19 protein-coding genes are annotated in these 22,663 nt (G+C 72.4%); 9 read left to right on the top strand and 10 right to left on the bottom strand.

What is annotated here, in order from left to right:
• Window positions 1–47: 47 nt before the first annotated feature.
• Complete coding sequence (locus IFY26_RS12460) at window positions 48–932, top strand: urea transporter (protein ID WP_232549326.1); 885 nt, start codon at window positions 48–50, stop codon at window positions 930–932.
• Between the two features lie 46 nt (window positions 933–978).
• Here the strand turns inward: IFY26_RS12460 and IFY26_RS12455 are convergent, their stop codons facing one another.
• Window positions 979–2,973 (bottom strand): M3 family metallopeptidase, encoded by a 1,995-nt coding sequence (locus IFY26_RS12455; RefSeq protein WP_232549325.1) that lies wholly within the window; start codon window positions 2,971–2,973, stop codon window positions 979–981.
• Window positions 2,974–3,073: 100 nt separating this feature from the next.
• Window positions 3,074–4,681 carry a serine/threonine-protein kinase gene (locus IFY26_RS12450; RefSeq protein ID WP_232549324.1) on the bottom strand — a complete coding sequence of 536 codons (1,608 nt, stop codon included), beginning with the start codon at window positions 4,679–4,681 and terminating at the stop codon, window positions 3,074–3,076.
• Between the two features lie 71 nt (window positions 4,682–4,752).
• On the opposite strand from IFY26_RS12450, the gene IFY26_RS12445 reads away from it, so the two are divergent.
• Entirely contained in the window at window positions 4,753–5,493 is a 741-nt protein-coding gene (locus tag IFY26_RS12445) for a phosphotransferase enzyme family protein (RefSeq protein ID WP_232549323.1), read from the top strand.
• 65 nt (window positions 5,494–5,558) lie between these two features.
• Here IFY26_RS12445 and IFY26_RS12440 read toward each other — a convergent pair whose 3' ends face one another.
• Window positions 5,559–6,110 (bottom strand): P-loop NTPase family protein, encoded by a 552-nt coding sequence (locus IFY26_RS12440; RefSeq protein ID WP_232549322.1) that lies wholly within the window; start codon window positions 6,108–6,110, stop codon window positions 5,559–5,561.
• Between the two features lie 237 nt (window positions 6,111–6,347).
• Window positions 6,348–6,854, bottom strand: a complete 507-nt coding sequence (locus IFY26_RS12435) for a glycine cleavage system transcriptional repressor (RefSeq protein ID WP_232549367.1) — start codon at window positions 6,852–6,854, stop codon at window positions 6,348–6,350.
• Window positions 6,855–7,028: 174 nt separating this feature from the next.
• Between IFY26_RS12435 and IFY26_RS12430 the strand changes: the two genes are divergently transcribed.
• Window positions 7,029–8,225, top strand: coding sequence for an MFS transporter (locus tag IFY26_RS12430; protein WP_232549321.1), 1,197 nt, complete (start codon window positions 7,029–7,031; stop codon window positions 8,223–8,225).
• 6 nt (window positions 8,226–8,231) lie between these two features.
• Here the strand turns inward: IFY26_RS12430 and serB are convergent, their stop codons facing one another.
• Both serB and IFY26_RS12420 read right to left on the bottom strand, forming a co-directional pair.
• Window positions 8,232–9,428 carry a phosphoserine phosphatase SerB gene (gene serB / locus IFY26_RS12425; RefSeq protein ID WP_232549320.1) on the bottom strand — a complete coding sequence of 399 codons (1,197 nt, stop codon included), beginning with the start codon at window positions 9,426–9,428 and terminating at the stop codon, window positions 8,232–8,234.
• A gap of 55 nt (window positions 9,429–9,483) precedes the next feature.
• The gene (locus IFY26_RS12420; RefSeq protein WP_232549319.1) at window positions 9,484–10,692 is read right to left on the bottom strand and encodes a DUF2207 family protein; all 1,209 of its coding nucleotides are present in this window, start codon (window positions 10,690–10,692) and stop codon (window positions 9,484–9,486) included.
• 25 nt (window positions 10,693–10,717) lie between these two features.
• On the opposite strand from IFY26_RS12420, the gene IFY26_RS12415 reads away from it, so the two are divergent.
• Complete coding sequence (locus IFY26_RS12415) at window positions 10,718–11,230, top strand: hotdog fold domain-containing protein (RefSeq protein WP_232549318.1); 513 nt, start codon at window positions 10,718–10,720, stop codon at window positions 11,228–11,230.
• 115 nt (window positions 11,231–11,345) lie between these two features.
• The gene (gene ilvD / locus IFY26_RS12410) at window positions 11,346–13,208 is read left to right on the top strand and encodes a dihydroxy-acid dehydratase (protein ID WP_232549317.1); all 1,863 of its coding nucleotides are present in this window, start codon (window positions 11,346–11,348) and stop codon (window positions 13,206–13,208) included.
• A gap of 36 nt (window positions 13,209–13,244) precedes the next feature.
• Here ilvD and IFY26_RS12405 read toward each other — a convergent pair whose 3' ends face one another.
• On the bottom strand, window positions 13,245–13,667 hold the full coding sequence (locus tag IFY26_RS12405; RefSeq protein ID WP_232549316.1) for a hypothetical protein: 423 nt from the start codon (window positions 13,665–13,667) through the stop codon (window positions 13,245–13,247).
• A gap of 63 nt (window positions 13,668–13,730) precedes the next feature.
• On the opposite strand from IFY26_RS12405, the gene IFY26_RS12400 reads away from it, so the two are divergent.
• Together IFY26_RS12400 and IFY26_RS12395 are read left to right on the top strand one after the other, a co-directional pair.
• Window positions 13,731–15,131 carry a DUF2252 domain-containing protein gene (locus IFY26_RS12400; RefSeq protein WP_232549315.1) on the top strand — a complete coding sequence of 467 codons (1,401 nt, stop codon included), beginning with the start codon at window positions 13,731–13,733 and terminating at the stop codon, window positions 15,129–15,131.
• Window positions 15,132–15,652: 521 nt separating this feature from the next.
• A complete protein-coding gene (locus tag IFY26_RS12395; protein ID WP_232549314.1) occupies window positions 15,653–16,480 on the top strand; it encodes a shikimate 5-dehydrogenase in 828 nt (275 codons plus the stop codon).
• Window positions 16,481–16,485: 5 nt separating this feature from the next.
• Here the strand turns inward: IFY26_RS12395 and pdxH are convergent, their stop codons facing one another.
• Window positions 16,486–17,118 carry a pyridoxamine 5'-phosphate oxidase gene (gene pdxH, locus IFY26_RS12390; RefSeq protein WP_232549313.1) on the bottom strand — a complete coding sequence of 211 codons (633 nt, stop codon included), beginning with the start codon at window positions 17,116–17,118 and terminating at the stop codon, window positions 16,486–16,488.
• A 27-nt stretch (window positions 17,119–17,145) separates the two neighbouring features.
• Window positions 17,146–17,325 (bottom strand): hypothetical protein, encoded by a 180-nt coding sequence (locus IFY26_RS12385; RefSeq protein WP_232549312.1) that lies wholly within the window; start codon window positions 17,323–17,325, stop codon window positions 17,146–17,148.
• A gap of 219 nt (window positions 17,326–17,544) precedes the next feature.
• On the opposite strand from IFY26_RS12385, the gene IFY26_RS12380 reads away from it, so the two are divergent.
• Window positions 17,545–20,097: a PEP/pyruvate-binding domain-containing protein gene (locus IFY26_RS12380; protein ID WP_232549311.1), complete on the top strand. Its 2,553-nt coding sequence runs from the start codon at window positions 17,545–17,547 to the stop codon at window positions 20,095–20,097.
• Window positions 20,098–20,186: 89 nt separating this feature from the next.
• Window positions 20,187–21,530 (top strand): pectate lyase family protein, encoded by a 1,344-nt coding sequence (locus IFY26_RS12375; protein WP_232549310.1) that lies wholly within the window; start codon window positions 20,187–20,189, stop codon window positions 21,528–21,530.
• A gap of 91 nt (window positions 21,531–21,621) precedes the next feature.
• Here IFY26_RS12375 and IFY26_RS12370 read toward each other — a convergent pair whose 3' ends face one another.
• On the bottom strand, window positions 21,622–22,656 hold the full coding sequence (locus tag IFY26_RS12370; RefSeq protein ID WP_232549309.1) for a LacI family DNA-binding transcriptional regulator: 1,035 nt from the start codon (window positions 22,654–22,656) through the stop codon (window positions 21,622–21,624).
• Between the last annotated feature and the right edge of the window lie 7 nt (window positions 22,657–22,663).

Raw genomic sequence — 22,663 nt, 5'->3', positions numbered from 1 at the left:
CATCCTGACCCAGCGCGTCCCGATCCCGTCCCCCCAGGAGAACCGCCGTGAACGATCTCGCCGACCGACTGCCCCGCCCCGTCACCGTGCTCGGCCGCGGCGTGGGTCAGATCTATCTGCAGCCGAACCTGCTCACCGGTGCGCTGATCCTGCTCGGCGTCGCGCTCGCCAGCCCGCTGATGGCGCTGCTCGCGCTGCTCGGCACGGCCGTCCAAACCGTCAGCGCCGCCGCACTCGGGCTCTCCGCCGACGACCGCCACCAGGGCCTCGACGGGTACAACGGCGCGCTCGTGGGCTGCGCCGCGTGGGTGACGTTCGACGGGGCGCTCTGGCCGGCCGCGCTCGCGACGGTGCTGGGTGCAGCCGCCTGCCCGGCCGTGGGCGCCTGGCTGGCCCGGGCGCTGGCCCCGCTCGGCCTGCCCGTGCTCACCGCCCCGTTCTGCGTGGTTGCGGGGCTGACGCTCCTGGTCGTGCGCACGTTCGTGCCGGCCACCTCCTACGACGCCGCGACCGGCGGCGGCCTGCTCGAGATCGGCACCGGCTGGCTCTCCGGCATCTCCCAGGTCGTCCTCGTCGAGAACGCCTGGGCCGGCCTCGTCATGCTGGTCGGGCTCTGCCTGGCCGGCTGGCGGGTCGGAGCCGCCGCCGCGGTGGGTTCAGCCATCGGCCTCGGCCTGGCGCTGCTCACCGGGACGCCGCCGGCGGTGGTCGCCGCCGGGCTGGCGGGGTTCTCCCCCGTCCTGACGGCCATCGCTCTCGGTGCCGTGTTCCTCACCCCCGGCGCGCGGGCCTGGGGCTGGGCCGCCGCCGGGGCGGCGGTGACGTGGGTGGTCTCGGTCGGGCTCGCCCTGACGCCGATCCCGGTCTACACCTGGCCGTTCATCCTCACCACGTGGGTGTTCCTGCTCCTCACCCGGCGCTCCGGATCCTGACGCGCAGCGCGGCGGGGGTTGCTCCCCGCTGACAGACCGGTGACCCTCAGAGGGTGATGCCCAGCCGGGTCAGCAGCGGCTCGACCTCCGGGTCACGGCCCCGGAAGGTCCGATAGGTCTCCAGAGCGTCCACCGAACCACCGGGCGCGAGCAGCGTGCGGCGGAAGTGGTCGCCGTTCTCGCGGGTGCCGCCACCGTTCTCCTCGAACCAGGCCACGGCGTCGGCGTCCATCACCTCGGACCACTTGTAGCCGTAGTAACCCGCCGCGTACCCCGAGCCCCAGATGTGGCTGAAGTACGTCGACCGGTAGCGCGGCGGCACCAGGGCGTGGTCGACGCCCCAGCGTTCCAGCGCGCGACGCTCGAAGGCCTCGACCTCGTCGGCGGAGGTGGGCAGCGCGTCCAGCGGGGTCTGGTGCCAGGACTGGTCGAGCAGCGTGGCCGCCATGAGCTCCAGCGTGCCGAACCCCTGGTTGAACGCCTTCGCCTCGGTCAGCTTCGCCAGCCACTCCGCGGGCAACACCCGGCCGGGCTGCCACGCCCAGTGCTCGTTGACCTGGGAGGGGAACTCCACGAAGTCGCGCGGCGTCGACGTGCCGGAATGGCTCGCGTACCGGCTGTCGGCGAACAGCCCGTGCAGGGCGTGGCCGAACTCGTGGAACATCGTGATGACGCCGTCCCACGTGATGGTCGTCGAGGACGGGGTGTAGTTGCAGTTGTTGGTGACGACGGGCAGCTGCCGGGTGAGGTGGTTCTGGTTCACCAACGAGTTCATCCAGGCGCCGCCCTCCTTGTTCGGACGCGCCCAGAAATCCATGACGAACAACCCGACCGGTGTGCCGTCGGCATCGTGGATCTCGTACACCTCGGCCTGCGGCGTGTGGCCGACAAGGTCGTCCCGCCGGGTGAACGTGATGCCGTAGAGGTCGTGCGCCGCGGCGTATGTGGCCTCGAGAACGGCGTCCACCCGGAGGAACTGGCGGACGTCGGCCTCGTCGAACGCCGTGGTCTCGCGGCGGACGAGTTCGGCCAGGTACGCCCAGTCCCACGGCGCGAGCGTCGCATCGGGGTCGATCTCGGCCAGGCGGGACGCCAGCGTCGCGGCGTCCGCCTCCGCCTGTGCCTTGGCGGCCGGCCCGAGCGGCCCCATCAGGGCGTTGACCGCGTCCGAGGTCTTGGCGCAGTTGGCCTCCGCCACCAGCGCCGCGAAGTGCTCGTACCCGAGCAGCTGCGCCTTCTCGGCGCGGGCCCGGGCGATGTCGACGATGATCTGGCGAGTGTCGTGCGGCCCGTCGAGCCCGCGGGACGCCGACGCCTCGAAGATGCGCTGCCGCAGCCCGCGTTGGTGCAGGCGCGCCAGGAGGGGTTGCTGGGTGGTGTTGACGAGCTCGATGCGCCACGTGCCGTCCTCGGTGGCGAGGCCGTCGATCTCGTCGTCGCTGAGCCCATCAAGCTCGGCGCGGTCGGTGACGACGACGGCCCCGGCGACCCGGGCGCGGCGGTTCGCGTCCTCGAACCGGGCCCCCAGCTGGGCGAGCCGGGTGTTGAGTTCCCGCAGCCGCTGTTGGGCGTCCGGGTCGAGCGCGACGCCACTCCGGTCGAACGCGCGCAGCAGCTCCCCGAGCGCCCAGGCGTCCTCAGCATCAAGGGTCACCTCGCCGGCCTCGGCCCGGGTCACCAGCTCGGTGAGACGGCCGTGCAGCGCCGCGTCCAGGAAGATCGCGTCGCGGTGCTCGGCCAGCCGCGGGGCGGCGTCGGAGTAGACCGCGTCCAGCGCGTCGTCGGTGTTGGCCGCCTTCACCGCGCCGAGGGGCAGCAGCGCCCGTTCGAGCAACTCCCCGGAGCGCTCCCAGGCGTGCAGCACGTTCTCGACCGTGGCGGGCTCGGCGTTGCCGGCCAGCTCGGCCAGCGCTTCGAGCTGCTCGGCCATGCCGGCCTCGATGGCGGTGCGGTAGTGCTCGGCGGTCAGCCGGGCAAAGTCAGGCAACTGGTAGGGCAGCACCGAGCGTTCGGCGAGTGGGTGCGCGGCGTCAAGCGTCATGGCCCCACCGTAGTCGTGACGGCGATCCGGACGCCGCCGGCCTGGTCACGACCCGCGCGCACCGACCCGAGGCAGAGCTCGCCGGCCCGGGGCAGGGCTCTCACCTGAGCGCGGCCTCCACCAGGCCCACGGCGACACCAATCAGCTGGGACTCGACCGCGGTGACGTCACCCTCCTCGGTGTACTCGCCCAAGGACTCACGGAAGTCGCTGACCGCCGCGACGGTGGCAGCGTGATCGTCGCTGTTCGCCGTGACGTCCGCCCACTGCTCCCGCAGATCGGCTTGGGCGTCGCGCGCCCCGTCCGAGCGGGAGGCGTCGATGCTGGTCAGCGCCGCGTCGACACCCTGGAGGGCAGCGGAGAGCGCGGCCTCGTTGACCGAGGGCAGCGTCACCGAGGGCAGGGAGATCGACGGCAGGGGTACCGGAATGAGGGTGGGCACTGACGTCGGCGCCGGCGCGCTGGTGGTGGGACTTGCCGGCGTCGGCTCGGTGGTCGAGGACGCGGCTGGCGTGGGGGACGGGGGGTTGGCCGGGGTGGCGACGCCGAACACGGAGGTTCCCAGCGCCCACACCACAGCGAGCACCAGCAACGCCACGATGATGACCACCAACCACACGGCCACCCGCCCGAGCGGGCCGCGCCGCGCGGGGCTCCGCTGGCCGGGCGGGAGTGCCATCGGCTGGCCCCCGCCGGCGCGGCTTGCCTGCTGCATCGAGGCCGGCTCCGCCATCTGGCCCGGCGGTGGCGCCTGCCAGGGCGGCGGCGGGGCACTCGCCCGCGCGGCGGCGTCCGCCGGCATGACGGCGGTCACCCCGGGTGCGTCGATGGGCCGGGACGCGACCGCGGTCGGCGGGGCGGGCGGGGCCGGACGGCGGGGGTCCGGCAGGTTGCGCGCCAGGTGTTGCAGGGCGGTGACGACCTCGGTGGTGTGGGGCCGGGCCTCGGGGTTCTTGGCGAGCATGCGGTGGACGAGGTCGTCCACGGTCGCGGGCACGTCGGGACGCCGCTGCCGCACCCACGGCACCGGATCGTTGATCTGGCGGTGGAGCACGGCGACGGCGTGGTCGCCGGGGAAGGCCGGCTGGCCGGTCAGCATCGCCATCAACACCCCACCGAGGGCGTACACGTCGGACGCCGCCGTCGCCCGCTCCCCGCGGGCCTGCTCCGGCGACATGTACGCCGCGGTGCCCAGCGTGGTGGCCGGGCGCGTGAGCGCGGCGCTGGCGTCCAGGGAGATCTGGGCGATGCCGAAGTCGAGCAGTTTGACCGACCGGGCGTCCATCATGATGTTGGCGGGCTTGATGTCGCGGTGGACCACGCCGATGCGGTGGGTGGCGACGAGCGCCCGCGCGACCTCGCCGGCGATGCGGATGGCGTCCGCGAGCGGTAGGGGGCCGTTCTCGCGGATCACCTGCGACAGCGGACGCCCTGGCAGCAGCTCCATGACGAGGAAGGCGGTCTGACCCTCGGTGTCGGCGTCGAAGATCGTGACGATGTTGGGGTGGTTGAGGCGGGCGGTAGCGATGGCCTCGCGGTGGAACCGATCGGCGACATCGGGATCCGTCGCGGCGCTGAGGTCGACGACCTTGACGGCGACGTCGCGGTCGAGCCGGTCGTCGTGGGCGCGGAACACCTGGCCCATCGCGCCGCGGCCCAGGGGCGCGCCGAGGCGGTAGCGGTCCCCGACCACATCCCCTTCGCGCATGGGGCCATGGTACGCAAGCCCCTGCTGAGGAGTGGCGGTGCGGGAGGCGTCCGGCCGGTAGGCTCGGGGGCATGGCGAAGCCGGAGAAGCCACTCGAGGGCGGCAACATGACGCCCGTCTCCCGCCGCGGCGACCAGGTGTTGCGCGAGGCCGGGCCGTGGACGCCCACCGTCCAGCGCCTGCTGGCGCACATTCGCGAGCAGGGTGTCGAGTGGGCCCCCGAGCCGCTCGGCTGGACGAAGGACGGCCGCGAGGCGCTGGCCTACCTCAAGGGCAAGGTGCCGACCTACCCGATGCCCGACTGGGTGTATTCGGAGGAGACGCTGGTGCGCGCCGGCCAGTGGTTGCGCGAGCTGCACGATGCCACGGCCGACTACACCGACCCCGAGGCCCGCTGGCGCGTCGCGGGCCGCAAACCGGCCGAGGTGATCTGCCACAACGACTTCGCGCCCTACAACATGGTGTTCAAGAACTCCGAGCTGGTGGGCGTCATCGACTGGGACTTCGCCGCCCCCGGCCCACGGCTGTGGGATCTGGCGTACCTCGCCTACCGCCTCGTGCCCCTGATGCGCGAGGAGAATCCGGCGGCACCGGCGTTCAAGATCGACCTGGCCGCCCGGTTGCAGACCCTGATGGACGCCTACGGCTCCGACGCCAGCGTGCCCGAGCTGCTGGGCACGATGGTGGCCCGCCTCGAAGACCTCGCGGCGCTCACCCACTCCATCGGGCTCGCCCGTAAGGACGACGCCCTGGTCGACGACGCGGACAACTACACCGCCGACGCCGCGTTCCTGTCGACGCTGCTGCGCTGATCTGTCCCTGGTGATGGGCCCCACTTCGGGCTGCTTGGCTCGGTCTGCTTGGTTCAAGCTGGGGCTCAGCGGGCGGAGTCCAGCAAGTGTTCGACGTCGCGAGGCCGGTGGGCCAGAAATACCTTCGGCCCGGCGGACGCCGCCGCCCACGCCCGCATGCGGGCCCGTTTCCGTGGGAACGATCGGAAATGCCACAGGATCAGCGAGTCGCGGCTGAACAGCTGCCGGAAGCTCTCGGTGTTGCCGTTGCAGATGGGCCGGCGGTCGCTGGCCCTTGCGACCGACCTGAGCAGGAGGCGTCCCAGGCTGAGCCAGCGGGGGTAGTCGAGGGCGACGACCACTTCGGTGCGCTCCCAGACCATGTCGATCCACTTCCCATAGGCGGAGTCGAGGACCCAGGCGTCCTCCGCCGCCAAGACGGACGCGATCGCCCGCTGCTCGCCGACCGGCCGTTCCACCCAGCCGGGGAGCCAGCCGATCTCGTCATCGACGAGGTGGACGGGTAGGGCCAGCGCCTCGCCGAGCTGCTTGGCAAGGGTCGATTTGCCCGCACCGCTGACGCCGTAGACCAAGATCCGCCGGGCGGCCACGACGTCGGCGGCGGTGGCGAGAGGCATGACGCGAGCATAGGGAACCGGCAGGGCCCTCGTGGTGCGGGCCGCTGTCGGGTGGGCCGTCCCAGGGTGGGCCGCGACCGGGCCACCTCGCTCCCCGGGCGTGGCAGTGCTCCTCGGGCGTAGCGCTGCTCCCCGTCCGAAATGACCTCGCTCCCCGGCCCTAGCGGCGCCCTTCGTGCAGGAAGAGCCCCGCGATGCGCGGGGAGCGAAGTGACCCGTCGGCCGGGAAACCTCGACCTACGACGCCGCCAGGGTGATGTCCACCATCAGTTCGTCGGCGAGCCGCTCGAGGTCGGCGCGGAGGGCGTCCAGATCCGTGGCGTCCGAGAGGGGCGCGACCAGTCGTGCCTCGAACAGGACGCCGCCGGCCATGGGGGCCTCCCGGGTGTCGGTGGTGAGCTCGTCGATGCTGACGCCATGGCGGCTGAACACCGCGGCGACCTCCTTGACGATGCCCGCGCGGTCGTTGCCGAGCAGCTCGAGCGTGATGACCTGCCCGGTGGGGGCGTCCGAGCGGCCCGGGGCGTGGTGGACGCCGACGTGCAGCACCCCGCCCAGCTCGTGCAGCGCACCGCGGAATGCCTCGCCGCGGTCGTCCGGCGCCTCGATCACGACGATGCCGGCGAATAGGCCGGCGAGTTCGGTCATGCGGCTGCGTTCCCAGTTGCCGCCGTGGGCGGTCACGACGTCCGCCAGCGTCTGGACGAGCCCGGGGCGATCCTCACCGATCACCGTCAACACCATGGTGGCCACGGCCTCACCCTAGCCCAGCCTCACCCCCCACTCGTCGCGACCATCCCGGCCCCATCAGAGAACCCCCGACGAACCCGCTCGCGACAACGCAGGACACGATGCGGCGCCACGACTTCGCGCGGCGTAGGCTCAGCAGGTGGTGTCGGGGACGAGGGGTGCAGACGCGTGAGCTCGGACGACAGCCGCACCCCCACGAAGACGCCCATCCCGCGAGAGATCTGGATCCTCGTCGTCTCGGCACTGCTGATCGCGCTCGGCTTCGGCCTCGTGGCCCCGGTGCTCCCCCAGTACGCCCAGTCGTTCAACGTCGGCGTGGCGGCGGCGTCCGCGATCGTCACGGTCTTCGCCGTCACCCGCCTCGCCTTCGCTCCCGCCACCGGCCCGCTCATGGCCCGCTTCGGCGAACGCTGGACCTACGTGGCCGGCCTGTTCGTCGTCGCCCTCAGCTCGTTCGGGTGCGCCTTTGCGCAGGGATATTGGGATCTCATCATCTGGCGCGCCCTCGGCGGCTTGGGCTCGGTGACGTTCACGGTGGCGTCCATGGGCCTCATGGTGCGGCTCGCCCCGCCGGAGGCCCGCGGTCGGACGTCGGGGCTGTACGGCTCGGCCTTCCTGCTCGGCAACATCTGCGGCCCGATCCTCGGCTCGCTGCTGGCTGGCTTCGGCTTCCGCGTCCCGTTCCTCATCTACGGGGTCATGCTGCTGATCGCCACCACGTTCGTCGCGGTCTTCCTCCGCGGCGCCGGCGGACGCGAGGCCGCCGACGACGTCCGCCCCCGCGTCCTGCTCGCCGACGTGGTGCGCGACCCGATCTACCGCTCGCTGTTGGTCACGGGATTCGCCAACGGCTGGACCAACTTCGGCGTCCGCATCTCCCTCATCCCCCTCATGGCCGCCGCGGTGCCCACCCTCGGCGTCGCGATGTCCGGCATGGCGCTCACCGTGTACGCCCTCGCCAACGCCATCGCCCAACAATTCACTGGTCGCTTCGTGGACGCCGTCGGACGCCGCCCCGTCCTCATGGTCGGCCTCACCGTCTCCGGGCTGGCGAACCTGGTGTTTGGCTGGTCGACGACGCCGCTGTTCTATCTGGGCCTCTCCGCGGTGGCCGGGCTGGGGGCGTCCATGATCATGCCCGCCATGCAGGCCCAGATGGCCGACCTCATCGGCGCCGACCGCAACGGCGGCTCCGCTCTGAGCACCTACTCCATGGCCGGCGACCTCGGCTCGATCGGCGGCACGCTGGTCGCCGGCATCATCGCCGAGGTGCTGGGGTTCGGCTGGGCGTTCATGGTCACCGGCGCGGTGCTGCTGCTCGCGATCATCCCGTGGGTCGTGATCGGACGCCGCACGCCCGCCTGAGCCGCCTCAGCCGACGGACGCCGCCCGCGCGGCCGCGGCGTCCTCGACCTCCTCGCGGCTGAACCCCAACAGGTATAGCACGGCGTCCAGGTGGGGCAGGCTGAGCGCGGTGTCGGCGGACGCGCGGACGGCCGGCTTGGCGTTGAAGGCGATCCCGAGGCCGGCGGCGGCGAGCATGTCGAGGTCGTTGGCGCCGTCGCCGATCGCGACGGTCCGCGACAACGGCAGCCCCTCGGCCGCCGCGAAGCGCCGAAGCGTCTCGGCCTTGGCCGCGCGGTCGACGACCGGGCCCGCGACGCGTCCGGTGAGCACCCCGTCTGCCACCTCGAGGGAGTTCGCGTGGACGTGCGTGATGCCCAGCTCGGCCGCCAGCGGCGCGACCACCTCGAGGAAGCCGCCAGAGACCACCCCGACCGCGAAGCCGAGGTCGCGCAGCGTGGCGACGAGCGTGCGGGCGCCGGGCGTGAGCCGGACGGCGGCGCGGACGTCGGCGAGGATCGACTCGGGAAGCCCGGCCAGCGCGGCGACACGGTGGTGCAGGCTGGCGGCGAAATCAAGCTCGCCGCGCATCGCGGCCTCGGTGACGGCCGCCACCTCGGCCTCCCGCCCGGCGTGGGCGGCCAGCAGCTCGATCACCTCGTCCTGGATCAGGGTGGAGTCGACGTCCATCACCACCAGGCGTCGCCCCTGGCGCGACAGGCCGGCTGGCGACACCGACACGTCGAAGCCGGTCTCCGCAGCAGTGGCGGCGAGAGCCGGCCGGAGCCGATCGACGTCGGTGCCGGAGACGATGAACTCCAGCGTCGTCATGGGGGTCCGCGAGAGCCGCCGGATGCGGTCGATGGTGCCGCCGTGCTCGGCGATGACCCGTCCGGCCTCCGCGAGGTGGGTGGCGCGCAGGGGGCGTCCGAGCAGCGACACCACGACCCGGCGGGCGCGGGGCGGGTTGTCGCCGACGCCCTCGTCGATGCTGAGCCGGTACCCGAGGCGGGCGCAGGTGCCGGCGAGGCGGTCCTCGAGGGTGTCGAGATCCTCCGGCAGCGATCCGAGCAGCACCGCGATCGTCACCTGCCCGCGGACCAGCACCTGCTCCAGGTCCAGCACCTCCGTGCCGAGCCCGGCGATGGCCCCCATCAGCGCGGCGGTGATGCCGGGCCGGTCGGGCCCCGTGAGCGTGGCGGCGAGTGTGAGGCGATCAGTCACGGGCACGATCCTGTCACGGGCACGCCCTGACACGGACGCGACCCTGTCACGCGCCTCAGAAGTCGAACCCGCCGAAGTCGACGCCCCCGCCGTCGCCCCCACCTCCGAAGAAGCCGCCACCATCGCCGCCGTCGCCGCCGAACAGACCACCGCCACCGTCGCCACCGTCAGCCATGCCACCTTCGCCCAGCCCGCCGCCGTCGAGGGCGTCCATGCCGGTGTCCGCGCCGACGTCGGCGTCGAAATTGCCCATGTCGCCCAGCGCACCCAGGCCGCCGGCGTCCGCGAACGCCGCCCACGTCATGAGGGTGAACGCGTCGTAGGCCGGCAGGACGAACCAGACCGGCGCCAGGTCGGCCTCCTCCAGATCGTGTGCCACGACCTCCGACCACTGGGGCAGGATGCCGAACAGCACCGCGTAGGGCAGCAGCCGCTCGTGGAGCTTCGCGATCTCGCCACGGCCCTGCACGGCCGGCAGCCGCGTGGCGGTGTCGGGGGCCTGGAGGGCCTTCAGGCGGTCCGCCTCGGCGAGGGTCATGTAGTGCTTGAGCCCGTCGAGCTCGTCGTTGAGGCGGCGGCCCTCCCCGGTGAGCCGCCACGGGCGGACCTTGATGAGGTTCGTGGCCAGGCCGCCAAGGAACGCGAAGGCGAGTACTGGGGCGGCCGCCGCGTTGCTCAGGCCGAGGAACGCCACCAGCGCCAGCATCGGGATGAGCCAGCCGCCCGCCCGCACCAGCGCGTGGCCGGCGGACGCCGTGCGCTCCACCCAGCCGCGCCGGTTGACCTCGTACCAGGCCTCGTGCAGCGCGTTGGAGAACCCGAGCCGCGTCTCGCGGTCGGCGACCAGGTCGGCGCTCAGCTCCATCGAACCGGGCGGGAAGATGCCCCGATAGATCTGCAGCGGCACGGGCTCCAGGGCCGGCTCGTCGAGCGAGTTCCGCTGCACGAACCACGTCTTGGATCCGCCCGCGGGGCGCTGCGGCGTCCGGGCGTACGGGTCGGCGGGGGCGGCGTCCGCGTCATCACGGACGCCGACCTGCCACACCCCCTTGAGCGCGAGATCAAGGATCTCGGCGGGGACGACGGCGCTGCCCTTGACGTCGCGGCGCAACTGCGCCGACAGCCCGGGTGAGAGCGCGCGGGGCGGCGCGAAGGCCACCGCGACGGTCTCGTTGCCGGGGGCATCCTTGCTGCGGAACGCGATCACGATGCGCAGCACGGCGACGACCACGGTCGCGATGGCGAGGGTGGTGGCCCAGATCATGCTCCCCAGCCTAGGCTGCCCATCCATGGGAACCCGATCCGCGCCACCGGGCCGCACCTCGCTGACGAACACGTGGGGGCTGTGGCAGCGCACGCAGCGCCTACCCCCCGGCGTGGGCACGCGGCTGTTCTCGGCGGCGGTGGCGCTGAAGGCGCCCTACTTCCGGACGGTGCTGCCCCACGTGCGCGTGCTGGAGCCGGGCCGGTGCGTCGTCACCGCACCGGTGTGGTGGGGCGTCCGCAACCACATCGGCACGTTCCACGCCATCGCCGCGTGCAACCTCGCCGAGGTGGCGATGGGGATGCTCGCCGAGGCGACCGTGCCGCCCACGCACCGCTGGATCCCCAAGGCCATGACCGCGCAGTACCAGGCCAAGACCCGCGGTGGGCTGACGGCCACGGCGTCCCTCGACCCCCTGCCCGACTTCGCGGCGATCACGTCCGGCGTCGACGTCGTCGTGCCCGTCAGTCTGGTGGACGCCGCCGGCGTCGAATCCGTCCACTGCAACATCACCATCTGGGTGACGCCGCGGCGCTGAGCGCAGGAGCCATCGGCGCGCGAGCCGAGGGAGGGCGTCCGCGTTCGGGACCGGCTCGGCCGGCCCAGCGGCGGGGCGACTACGCTGGGCGGGTCCGTCTTCGCGAGGAGGATCGATGGGCCAGCTCCGTTCCCGCACGTCCACCCACGGCCGCAACATGGCCGGCGCCCGCGCGCTGTGGCGCGCGACGGGCATGGGCGAATCCGACTTCGGCAAGCCGATCGTGGCGATCGCGAACAGCTTCACCCAGTTCGTGCCCGGCCATGTGCACCTGAAGGACATGGGCCAGCTCGTCGCCGGAGCCGTGCGCGAGGCGGGCGGCGTCGGACGCGAATTCAACACCATTGCGGTCGACGACGGCATCGCCATGGGCCACGGCGGCATGCTCTACTCGCTGCCGAGCCGCGAGGTGATCGCCGACGCCGTGGAGTTCATGGTGAACGCCCACTGCGCCGACGCCCTCGTGTGCATCTCGAACTGCGACAAGATCACCCCCGGCATGCTGCTGGCCGCGCTGCGGCTGAACATCCCGACCGTGTTCGTCTCCGGTGGGCCGATGGAGGCCGGCCGCCTGCTGGGAGACAAGGTCATCTCGGGGGCGCCCGATGAGGGCGGCAACGAGCGCCTCGACCTCATCGACGCCATGGTCAAGGCCGTCGACGAGTCGGTCTCCGACGAGCAGATCGCCGCGATCGAGGCCAACGCCTGCCCCACGTGTGGCTCCTGCTCGGGCATGTTCACCGCCAACTCGATGAACTGCCTCACCGAGGCGCTCGGGCTGTCCCTGCCGGGCAACGGCTCCACGCTGGCAACGGCGTCCGCCCGCCGCGAGCTGTTCCTGCAGGCCGGACGCCTGTCCGTCCAGCTGGCCCAGCGGTTCTACGACGAGGACGACGCCTCGGTGCTGCCCCGCTCGATCGCCACCAAGGCGGCTTTCGCCAACGCCATGCGGCTCGACATCGCGATGGGCGGCTCCACCAACACGGTGCTCCACATCCTCGCCGCAGCCCAGGAGGCCGGCGTCGATTTCACCATGGCTGACATTGACGCGCTCAGCCGCGTCACCCCGTGCCTGAGCAAGGTCGCGCCGAACACGACGAAGTACTACATGGAGGACGTGCACCGGGCCGGTGGCATGCCGGCGATCCTCGGCGAACTGCGCCGCGGCGGGCTGCTGGACGAGTCGGTGCACGCGGTGCACGCGGACTCCCTGGCGCAGTGGCTCGACGACTGGGACATCCGCGGCGGCAAGGCCACGCCGGAGTCGTTCGAGCTGTGGCACGCGGCGCCGGGTGGCGTCCGCACCACCGAGGCGTTCAGCTCCACCAACCGCTGGGCCGATCTCGACACCGACGCCGCCGACGGCTGCATCCGCTCGGTCGAGCACGCCTACACCACCGACGGAGGGCTTGGCGTCCTCACCGGCAACATCGCTCCGGACGGGGCGATCGTCAAGAGCGCCGGCGTCCCCGAGCACCAGTGGACGTTCTCCGGGCCGGCCAAGGTCGCCGAATCCCAGGAGGAGGCCGTCGAGATGATCCTCGGCGGCAGGATCGTCGAGGGCGATGTCGTCGTCGTCCGCTACGAGGGCCCGAAGGGCGGCCCGGGCATGCAGGAGATGCTCTACCCCACGTCCTACCTCAAGGGCGTGGGGCTCGGCCCGAGGTGCGCGCTCATCACCGACGGGCGCTTCTCGGGCGGCTCGTCGGGGCTGTCGCTCGGCCACATCAGCCCCGAGGCGGCTGCCGGTGGTGCGATCGGGCTGATCCGCGACGGCGACGTGATCTCGATCTCCATCCCGGAGCGCTCGATCAACGTGGAGGTGTCCGACGAGGAGTTGACGCGCCGCCGCGAGGAGCAGGACGTCGCGGGCTGGCGTCCGGCGCAGCGCGAGCGAGTGGTCAGCAACGCGCTGAAGATCTACGCCTCCCTCGCGCTCAGCGCCGACAAGGGTGCCGCGCGGCGTCAGCTCGACTGAGCGGGGTCCCGGCCGGGTCCGAACGCGGGATTGGCGTCAGTCCGCGTGGGGGCGGGGCGCCGTGGCCGCCGTCACCACCGAGGGCGGCCGGCGCAGGGAGAGCGTGAACAGCGCGACGGCGGCGATGCAGACGAGAATGCCGAGGATGATGTGGGGCGGCCGCCAGTGGAGCTCCCCGATCGCGAACTGCACCACGGCCAACCCGAACACGCTGAACCCGTGCATGACCAGGCCCTTCTTGCGTGCCTGGCGCCCGTAGCTCAGGGACGACAACGCGGCGATGAGCGTCGTCACCATGAACACGTAGCCGGTCGCCTGGTGCGAACCCAGCAGAGTCGGCTGGCCCAGCCACACCGCGACGCCGAGGCCCAGCATGGCGAGCGCCACCAACGCGCTGACGCCGGACGCCCACCGGAAGACCTTGTGGGACAACAGGGGCTCAAGCGTCACGACTGCCACGGCGCACACCCTACCGGCCGGCGCCGAGACTGGGGCGTCCTACGATGCGGGTGAGGAGGTGCCATGCCCGAGACCCGCACCGCTGACCCAAGCCTGCACCTGGCGGACGCCTTCACGTCGTTCCGCATCCCGGCGTCCGACCGAGGCGAACGGGTGGTTCACGGCAAGAAGCTGCGTGCGGTGACGCCGCACACGTTGCTGGGCCGCTGGCAGCCCACCCCCGACCGCCCGGGCGTCGTCGACATCATCGAGCGCACCCATGAGGGACGCCTGGAGTGGCTGCTCGGCGTCCGCACCGCCCGCATGGCGGCCTCACCGTTTGGGCTGCTGCGGGGGACGGCGAACCTCATGGCGTGGGACGTGGCACACCTGCCGAGCACCGGCGTCCAGACCACGGCGTGCGGCGACGCGCACATCGGCAACATCGGGTTCTACCGCTCGCCCGAGGGCGCGCTCGTGATCGACCTCAACGACTTCGACGAGGCCCACACCGGTGCCTGGGAGTGGGATCTGCGGCGGCTCGTGGCGTCCATCTGGGTGCTGGGCCGCGACAACGGGGCATCGGAGGACGCGTGCGACGAGGCGGTCCACGCCTGCGTGCGCGCCTACCGCGACGAGGTGAGCTTCCTCTCCAAGCAGCCGCTGTTGTGGCGGGCGTACAACCACCTCGACGTCGAATCGCTCGGCGACACCGTGACCGAGACCTCCCTGCGCGACGAGATCGAGCGCGCCGCGAAGGCGGCCCGCAAGCGGACATCGGACCGGCACCTGCCCAAGCTGACCGGCGACGCCGCCTCGACGCGCATCGCCGAGGACCCCCCGGTCGTCACCCACCCGTCCGAGGAGGAGTTCGAGGCGCTCGCGGAGGGGCTGGACGCCTACCTCGCGACGTTGACGCCCCAGTGGCGCCGGATCGTCGGCGGCTACACGCTGCACGACATCGCGCACAAGGTGGTCGGCGTCGGGTCGGTGGGGTTGCGGGCCTGGGTGGCGCTGCTGGTGGGCTCGCGTCCGGACGACGTGTTGTTCCTGCAGTTGAAGGAGGCCCGCCGCTCCGTGCTGGCACCGTTCGTGCACGGCGACACCGCCCGCCACGCCCACCAGGGGCAGCGCGTCGTGGAGTACCAGCAGCAGCTCCAGACGGTCTCCGACCCCCTGCTGGGCTGGACGACGGTGGGCGAGCACCAGTACTACGTGCGCCAGTTCCGCAACATGAAGGGCGGCGTCCCCCTGGACGCGATGAGCGCCACCGCCTTGGTCGACTACGCCGGCATCGTCGGTCACCTGTTGGCCAAGGGTCACGCGCGCACCTCGGGGGCGTCGGTGATCTCGGGCTATCTGGGCAAGTCGGACACCCCCGCCGACGCCTTCGCCGCGTTCGCCCGCGACTACGCCGACCAGACCGAGGCGGACCACGCCCAGCTCGTCAAGGCGGTGAAGACCGGACGCCTGCCGACCGCCTGAGGCGGGTTGGTTGCTGTGGCCGCCGGGGCGGCCGGGCTGCCGACGGCTCACCTGGGGCTGACGTGGCGCCCTCCGGACGCACGTGGCGCAGCGTGGGCTGACGTGGCGCCCTCCGGACGCACGCGGCGCAGCGTGGGCCCACGCGGCGCACCTCCGAGTCACGTGGCGCAGTGGAGCTCACCCGGCGGCCCTTGCAGGGGCCGCAAGGTGACGTGCGCTGCGCCACGTGGGGTGCAGGTGCGCCACGTGAGGCCGGAATGCGCCACGTCGCACCGAAATGGTCCGGGTGAACCCTCCCGCGAGGCACCCGGCACCCCGCCGGTTGCAAGCTGACCAGGGGTGTGCCGAGGTTCGCGACGAAAACTCGCCACTCGATCGCGTCTGCGTTCCGAAAAGGGCAGTCCCACTGAACTCGCCCAAAATCGAGTGCTCGATTTTCGTCGGCTCCCCCTGACAAGAGCTTTCTGGCCGCTCTCCGCGAACTGCTCGATCGCTGACGCGCCCCGGCCTACGCTGCGGGCATGAGGACCATCGCCGGCGACCTGACCAAGGACACCCAGCTCTGCATCTCTCTCGCCGCCCGCCCGGGCAACACCGGCACGCGCTTCCACAACTTCCTCTACGACGCCCTCGGCCTCGACTTCGTCTACAAGGCGTTCACCACCACCGACATCACGGCCGCGATCGCCGGCGTCCGCGGCCTGGGGATCCGTGGCTGCGCGGTGTCGATGCCCTGGAAGTCCGACGTCATCGCCCTCATCGACGAGATGGAGCCCTCCGCCGCGGCCATCGACAGCGTGAACACCATCGTCAACACCGATGGCCACCTGGTCGCGTACAACACCGACTACCTCGCGATCGAGCACCTGCTTGCCCAGTACGACGTGCCCACCCAGGGCGAGGTGGCCGTGCTCGGGTCCGGCGGCATGGCGAAGGCGACCGTCGCAGCCTGCGCGAACAACGGCTACACCGGCATGGTCGTCGCCCGCAACGAGACCACCGGGCGCGCGCTGGCCGACCAGTACGGGTTCGAGTGGGCCGCCGAGCTGGGCGCGCGGCGTCCGCACACGCTGATCAACTGCACCCCGGTCGGCATGGAGGGCGGCCCGGACGCCGATGCCCTGCCGGTGTCGCTCGCGGCCGTGGACGCGGCAGGCGTCGTGTTTGATGTGGTGCCGAGGCCGGCCCGGACGCCGCTGGTACGCGCCGGTGAGGCGCGTGGCACGGTGACGATCACCGGCGCGGAGGTGATGAGCCTCCAGGCCCTGGAGCAGTTCGTTCTCTACACCGGTGTGCGACCCGACGACGCGCTCGTCGCCGAGGCGACCGCGTACTCACGCCACTCCTGAACGCCCTACGGCGCCAGGCGCTCCCGCACCCACCGGCCATCGGTCAGCGTGTAGCGCAGCCGATCGTGGAGGCGGGATTTCCGCCCCTGCCAGAACTCCCAGGCGGCCGGCACCAGGCGGTAGCCACCCCACCACGGCGGACGCGGCGGCTTGAGCCCGTGCTCGGCGGTCGCCTTGGCGGCATTGGCGACGAGCACGGCGCGGTTCGCGATGACCTCCGACTGCGGTGACGCCCACGCCCCGATCCGCGAGTCCAAGGGGCGGACGGCGAAGTAGGCGTCCGACTCGGCCTCGCTGACCTTCTCGACCACACCCTCGATGCGCACCTGCCGCTCCAACTCCTGCCAGTGGAACAGCACGGCGGCGTGCGGATTGGCGTCCAGATCATGACCCTTGCGCGAGGTGTAGTTGGTGTACCAGACGATGCCGTTGGCGTCGAAGCCCTTCATGAGCACGATGCGGGCCGATGGGCGACCCGCGGCGTCCACCGTCGCGAGCGTCATGGCGTTGGCCTCGACGTGGCCGAGGTGGGCGACGTCGTCGAACCACCGCTCGAACAGTGCGGTGGGGGCGTCCGCCGCGCCCTCCTCGTCCAACTCGTCGCGTTCGTAGCTCCTGCGCATTCCGGAGATGTCCACGACCCCACCCTACGATCCGCTCGACGCTCACGGGGAGGGCGTGGCGGTGACGACCGGAGTTCGCTCCGGCGCGGAGCTACCGGACGCCCCGCCCACCAGCCCGGCGCCGAACACGGCGCTGAACGCCAGCAGACTCACCGCCGCGATGGCCACGATGCCCTTGAGCCGGTTGATCTCCGCCCGGCGTTGCTCCGTCTCGTGCTCCATGATGGCCCCCTCCGCACCGTCTGAGGGTCGCGTCCCCCCTCAGCAAGGACGCACGAGCCGGTCGACAGGTTGCCTGCGCGTGTTCCCGGCCTACGGCGGCGGCGTCCGGCGGCGTCGGCGTCCGGCGGCGCGTCCGCATTTGGACCCGAGACAATGGCGCCATGGCACCCGTTTCTCGGGTCCAAATGCCCAGCGGGGGGCCGGTGGAATACTGACCCCATGAGCACCACCCCGGATCTCGCACGCCAGGGCGGCAAGGGCGCCAACCTGGTGCGGCTGGCCGCCGCCGGCCTACCCGTGCCGCCCTTCGTGATCGCCGAGACCGACGCCTACGCCGCGTTCGTCGCCGCCGCCGGGCTCGATGCGGTGATCGCCGACGCCCTCACCGCGGACGCCGCGCAGGCCTCCGAGACGATCCGGACGGCCTTCGCCGCCGCCCCGCTGCCGGATGACCTGCGGGCCCGCCTGGTCGAACTCATCGCCCCGCTGGCCGGCGGCCCGGTGGCCGTGCGGTCGTCCGCCACCGCCGAGGACCTGCCTGGCTTCAGCTTCGCCGGCCAACAGGACACGTTCCTCGACGTGACCGGGGTGGACGCGATCCTGCACCAGATCGTCGCCTGCTGGTCGTCGCTGTGGACGGAGCGGGCCATCACCTACCGCGAGCGCAACGGCATCGGTCACGACGCGGTCGCCCTCGCCGTGGTCGTCCAGGCCATGGTGGACGCCGACGCGTCCGGCGTCCTGTTCACGGCCAACCCGCGCACCGGCCTGCGTGACGAGACCGTCATCGACGCGACGTTCGGGCTCGGCGAGGCCCTGGTGTCGGGCCAGGTGACCCCGGACACCTTCACCGTCGAGACCGCCACCGGAACCCTGCGCTCCCGCGACATCACCGGCCCCACACCCACCCTCACCACCGCCCACGTGGGCGCGCTCACCGCGCTCGGCCGCCGGATCGCCGACCTCTACGGCGAACCCATGGACGTCGAGTGGGCCCGCGTCGGCGACGAACTGAGCATTCTGCAGGCCCGGCCGGTGACCAGCCTCTACCCGGTGCCGCCGGCCCCGGACGGCCCCCCGCAAGCCTGGGTGAGCTTCGGCTCGGTGCAGGGAATGCTCGAACCGATCACCCCGCTCGGGCAGGACGTGCTGCGCGTCATGCTCTGCGGCGCGCCCCGCGCCCTCGGACGCCGGGTGCCGTGGCGGACGGCGCCCTACCTCGCCGTGGCCGGGGAGCGGCTGTGGCTCCGCGTGGACGCCGCCCTGCGCACCCGGCTCACCGCCCGGCTGGCCGCCCGCATGTTGCCCGTCGCCGACCCGGGAATCGCCGCGATCGTCGCGCGTCTCGCGTCCGAGCCCGCCTTCGCCCCCACCGCGGCCGGGCCGCAGCCAGCCCTCGTGGCCGGGGTGCTGCGCTTCGCGGCCCGGCTGGCGCCGCGCGTCCGGGCCGCCCGCAGCCATCCCGTCCGGGCCCGCCGCCGGGCCGAGCGGGCCTGCGCGGACGCGCTCGCCCAGGTGGCGCAGGCGCTGGAACGCGCCGCCACGGCCCCCACCCCGCAGGCGCGGCTCGCCGCCCGCGTGGCCGCGGTGGAGGACGCCGCCCCCCTGCTGCTGCCGACGATCCTGCCCCACTTCGCGCCGATCATGGTGCCCTCGCTCCGGGCGCTGGGGCAGCTGCGCCGCCTGGCCGGCCACACCGGGCTGCCGGACGCCGAAGCGCTCGCCCTCGCCGCCCTGCGCGGTCTGCCGGGCAACGTCACCACCGCGATGGACGTCCGGCTGGCCGAGACGGCCGAGACGATCCGGCGGGACGCCACCGCCTGGGGCTGGGTGGCCGAGACGCCGGCGTCCGACCTCGCCGAGCAGTACCTGCGGGGCACCCTGCCGCAGGGAGCCCAGGCGGCGATCGCGGCGTTCCTGGCCGACTACGGCATGCGCGGCGTCGCCGAGATCGATCTCGGCACGCTGCGGTGGCGCGACGACCCGACCTCCGTGGTGCAGGCGCTCAAGGCGCACCTGGCCCGGCCGGATTCCGGCCTGACGCCACGGGAGGAGTACACGGCGGGCCAGCGGGACGCCGGCCGGTCGCTCCGCGCGCTGATGGACGCCTCGACGCCGCGCCGGGCCGCGGCGATCCGCAACGAGGCCACCGTGCTGCGCGGGCTGTTCGGGGCTCGGGAAACCCCGAAGTTCACGCTAATCCGGGCGTTCGGGCTCATCCGCGACGCGCTCGACGCCTCGGCGACCGAGTTGGTGGCCGCCGGGCGGATCGCGGCGGCGTCCGACGTGTACCTGCTGCACCTCGACGAGCTGCGCCGCGCCTTCGACACCGACTGGCACGCCGTGGTGGCGGAGCGGCGGGCCGTGCGGGACGCCGAGAAGCGCCGCGGGCAGGTGCCGCGGGTGCTGGTCTCCGACGGCCGGGCGTTCTTCGACGGCCTGTCGGGCGAGGGTGAGTTCGGCGGCGTCGGGGTCTCGCCGGGCGTCGCCGAAGGGCTGGTGCACGTCGTGCACGACCCGCGCACCGAGCAGCTCGCGCCCGGGGAGATCCTGGTGTGCCGGGGCACCGATCCGGCGTGGACGCCGCTCTTCCTGCCCGCCGCCGGGTTGATCACCGAGGTCGGTGGCCTGATGACGCACGGCTCGGTCGTGGCCCGCGAGTACGGCATTCCGGCGGCGGTCGCGGTGGACGGAGCCACCACCACACTGGTGACGGGGCAGCGGATCCGCATCGACGGGACCTCGGGGGCCATCGAGCTCCTCCCGACCTAGGGATTGCGCTTTCCCACATCCTGCACCAGAGTGGACCCCGGCGGCGCCGATGCCGCCACCGCCCCGCTTCCGGACGAAGGAGTTCCCCCATGTCCTTGACGAAGAAGACCGTGATTGCCGGCCTGGCGCTGACACTCGTGGGCCTGACGCCCACCGTGGCCACCGCCGAGCAGAGGGTCGCCGGCCAGCCCCGCAGCGATCTCGGCCGGCAGGTGCTGGCCGCCAACGATGGCTGGGCGTCCGCCGAGGGCGGCACGACCGGCGGCGCCGCAGCGACCGCCGCGAACGTCTACCACGTGTCGACGTGGCCCGAGTTCCAGGCCGCACTGGGCGGGCCCGGCAACGCGGGCCGCACGAACACCGAGGCGCGCATCATCTACGTCCACGGCGAGCTGAACGCCTACGAGACCGCCGACGGCACCCTTGCCACCTGCTCCACCTTCGAGGACGCCACCGGGTTCAGCCAGGCGGCCTACATCGAGGCGTTCGACCCCGCCGGCCCCTGGGGCTGGACCGACCCCGCAGGCGAGCTCGTCACCCTGCAGGCCGCCGCCGCCAACGCCCAGGCCCTCCAGACCCAGCAGCACATCGGGTCGAACAAGACGATCATCGGCGTCGGTGACGACGCGCGGATCGTCGGCGCCAACCTGCGCATTCGCGATGCCGACAACGTCATCGTGCGCAACCTGACGGTCTCGGACTCCACCGACTGCTTCCCGGAGTGGGATCCGGGTGACGGCCAGACCGGCAACTGGAACAGCCGCTACGACAACATCTCGGTGTGGACGTCGACGCACGTGTGGGTCGACCACACCACGCTCGACTCGGGCACCATGCCCCCGGACGCGCTGGGCACCGTGTACGGGCGGCCGTACGAGGTGCACGACGGCCTGCTCGACATCACCCACAGCTCCGACCTGGTGACCGTCTCCTACAACCGCTTCGAGGCCCACGACAAGACCATGCTGATCGGCTCCTCCGACAGCCGGACGGCCGATCGCGGCACCCTGCGCGTCACCATCCACCACAACCGGTGGACCGACATCGGGCAGCGCGCGCCGCGCGTCCGCTACGGCCAGGTGGACGTGTACAACAACCATTACGTGCAGACCGCCGACCAGGACTGGTATGCGTACTTCTGGGGTCTGGGCCGTGAGTCCCAGCTCTACGCCGAGAACAACTACATCGAGCTCGCCCCGGGCACCGATGCGGCCTCCGTCGTGCGCGTCTTCGGGGGCACGGCGATGACCGAGATCGGTACCCGGGTGAACCGGCGCCGGGTCTCGGTGGTGGACGCCTACAACGCGGCCACCCCGTCGGCCCCCATCGGGAGCGACGCGGGCTGGACGCCGCAGTACCGCCTCCGCGTCGACCCGACGATGGCGGTTCCCCGCCGGGTGGAGCGCGAGGCCGGCGCTGGCGTCCTGGGCTGAGCTGAGGCGTCCTGGCGGAGGGTCCACCACGAACTCACGGGCATTTGGACCCGAGGAAATGGCGCCATGGCGGCATTTCCTCGGGTCCAAATCACCGATCGCGGGGCGGGGGGGCGATGGAGTCGCGCACCACCGGCGGGCAGGCCACGCGGGTGACCCCCTCGGGCGCCTCACCGTCGAGGACGCCGAGCCGCGCCAGGAGCGCCTCGGTGGCCAGCTGGCCCATGCGGCGGTGGGGCAGCGCCATCGTGGTCAGCTTGGGGTACAGCTCGCTGGCCACGTTGACGTAGTCGTCGAAGCCCACCACCGAGAGGTCACCGGGAATCGACAGGCCGAGCCGGCGCGCAGCGTGGTAGACGCCGGTGGCCGCGATGTCGTTGAACGCGAAGATCGCGGTGGGCCGATCGGGAGCGTCGAGGGCCCGGAGGGCGAGTTCCTCGGCGAAGCCCGAGCCCTCGTGCCAGTGCGGGGGCACGAGCACCCGCCCCTCCCCCAGACCCGCCTCAGTGAGCGCGGCCCGGAAGCCGTCCACGCGCAGCTGACGCGCCAAGCCGTCGCCCACCGGTTCGCTGATGTGCGCGATGCGGCGGTGCCCGTGGTCGAGCAACAGGCGGACGGCCGCGCGCGCGGCCCCGAAGTCATCGGGGACGAAACAGGGCGCCGCCGGGTCGTCGGACACTGCATTCAGCCCCACGGTGGGGATGCCCTGGGTGAGGGACGCGAAGGGGAGGCGCCGGTGGTACATCGCACCCACCAGGAACCCGTCGACCTGCCGCGCCACCAATGACGCGACGGCCTGCCGGAGGTGATCCGGTTGGTCCTCCGTGCCGAGCCAGAGCACCAGATGGTCGTGCCGCCAGGCGACGTCCAGCGCCCCCTGCACCATGGGGGCCGAGCTGGCCGTGGTGATCAGCGTGTCGGTCACGGCGCCGATCGTGTGGGTGCGCCGCGTCCGCAGGCTGCGGGCCACCGTGTTCGGCGTGTAACCGAGCTCGTCGGCCGCCGCCCGAACGCGGGCGATGGTCGTGGCCGGGATACGGTCGCTGGCCTCGTTCAACACCAGCGACACCGTCGCCGGTGACACCCCGCAGGCCGCCGCGACGTCCTTCAGCCGGACCCGTGCCACACCCACC

Source organism: Propioniciclava soli, from assembly GCF_014858005.1.
Classification (GTDB): Bacteria; Actinomycetota; Actinomycetes; order Propionibacteriales; family Propionibacteriaceae; genus Propioniciclava; species Propioniciclava soli.
This window is presented reverse-complemented; position numbering and strand designations above follow the sequence as displayed.

Excerpts from the sequence above, each read along its gene's own strand:
- IFY26_RS12455 (WP_232549325.1), bottom strand. The coding sequence starts at position 2,973 with ATGACGCTTGACGCCGCGCACCCACTCGCCGAACGCTCGGTGCTGCCC.
- IFY26_RS12450 (WP_232549324.1), bottom strand. The coding sequence starts at position 4,681 with ATGCGCGAAGGGGATGTGGTCGGGGACCGCTACCGCCTCGGCGCGCCC.
- IFY26_RS12445 (WP_232549323.1), top strand. The coding sequence starts at position 4,753 with ATGGCGAAGCCGGAGAAGCCACTCGAGGGCGGCAACATGACGCCCGTC.
- IFY26_RS12440 (WP_232549322.1), bottom strand. The coding sequence starts at position 6,110 with ATGCCTCTCGCCACCGCCGCCGACGTCGTGGCCGCCCGGCGGATCTTG.
- IFY26_RS12435 (WP_232549367.1), bottom strand. The coding sequence starts at position 6,854 with ATGGTGTTGACGGTGATCGGTGAGGATCGCCCCGGGCTCGTCCAGACG.
- IFY26_RS12420 (WP_232549319.1), bottom strand. The coding sequence starts at position 10,692 with ATGATCTGGGCCACCACCCTCGCCATCGCGACCGTGGTCGTCGCCGTG.
- IFY26_RS12415 (WP_232549318.1), top strand. The coding sequence starts at position 10,718 with ATGGGAACCCGATCCGCGCCACCGGGCCGCACCTCGCTGACGAACACG.
- ilvD (WP_232549317.1), top strand. The coding sequence starts at position 11,346 with ATGGGCCAGCTCCGTTCCCGCACGTCCACCCACGGCCGCAACATGGCC.
- IFY26_RS12400 (WP_232549315.1), top strand. The coding sequence starts at position 13,731 with ATGCCCGAGACCCGCACCGCTGACCCAAGCCTGCACCTGGCGGACGCC.
- IFY26_RS12395 (WP_232549314.1), top strand. The coding sequence starts at position 15,653 with ATGAGGACCATCGCCGGCGACCTGACCAAGGACACCCAGCTCTGCATC.
- IFY26_RS12385 (WP_232549312.1), bottom strand. The coding sequence starts at position 17,325 with ATGGAGCACGAGACGGAGCAACGCCGGGCGGAGATCAACCGGCTCAAG.
- IFY26_RS12380 (WP_232549311.1), top strand. The coding sequence starts at position 17,545 with ATGAGCACCACCCCGGATCTCGCACGCCAGGGCGGCAAGGGCGCCAAC.
- IFY26_RS12375 (WP_232549310.1), top strand. The coding sequence starts at position 20,187 with ATGTCCTTGACGAAGAAGACCGTGATTGCCGGCCTGGCGCTGACACTC.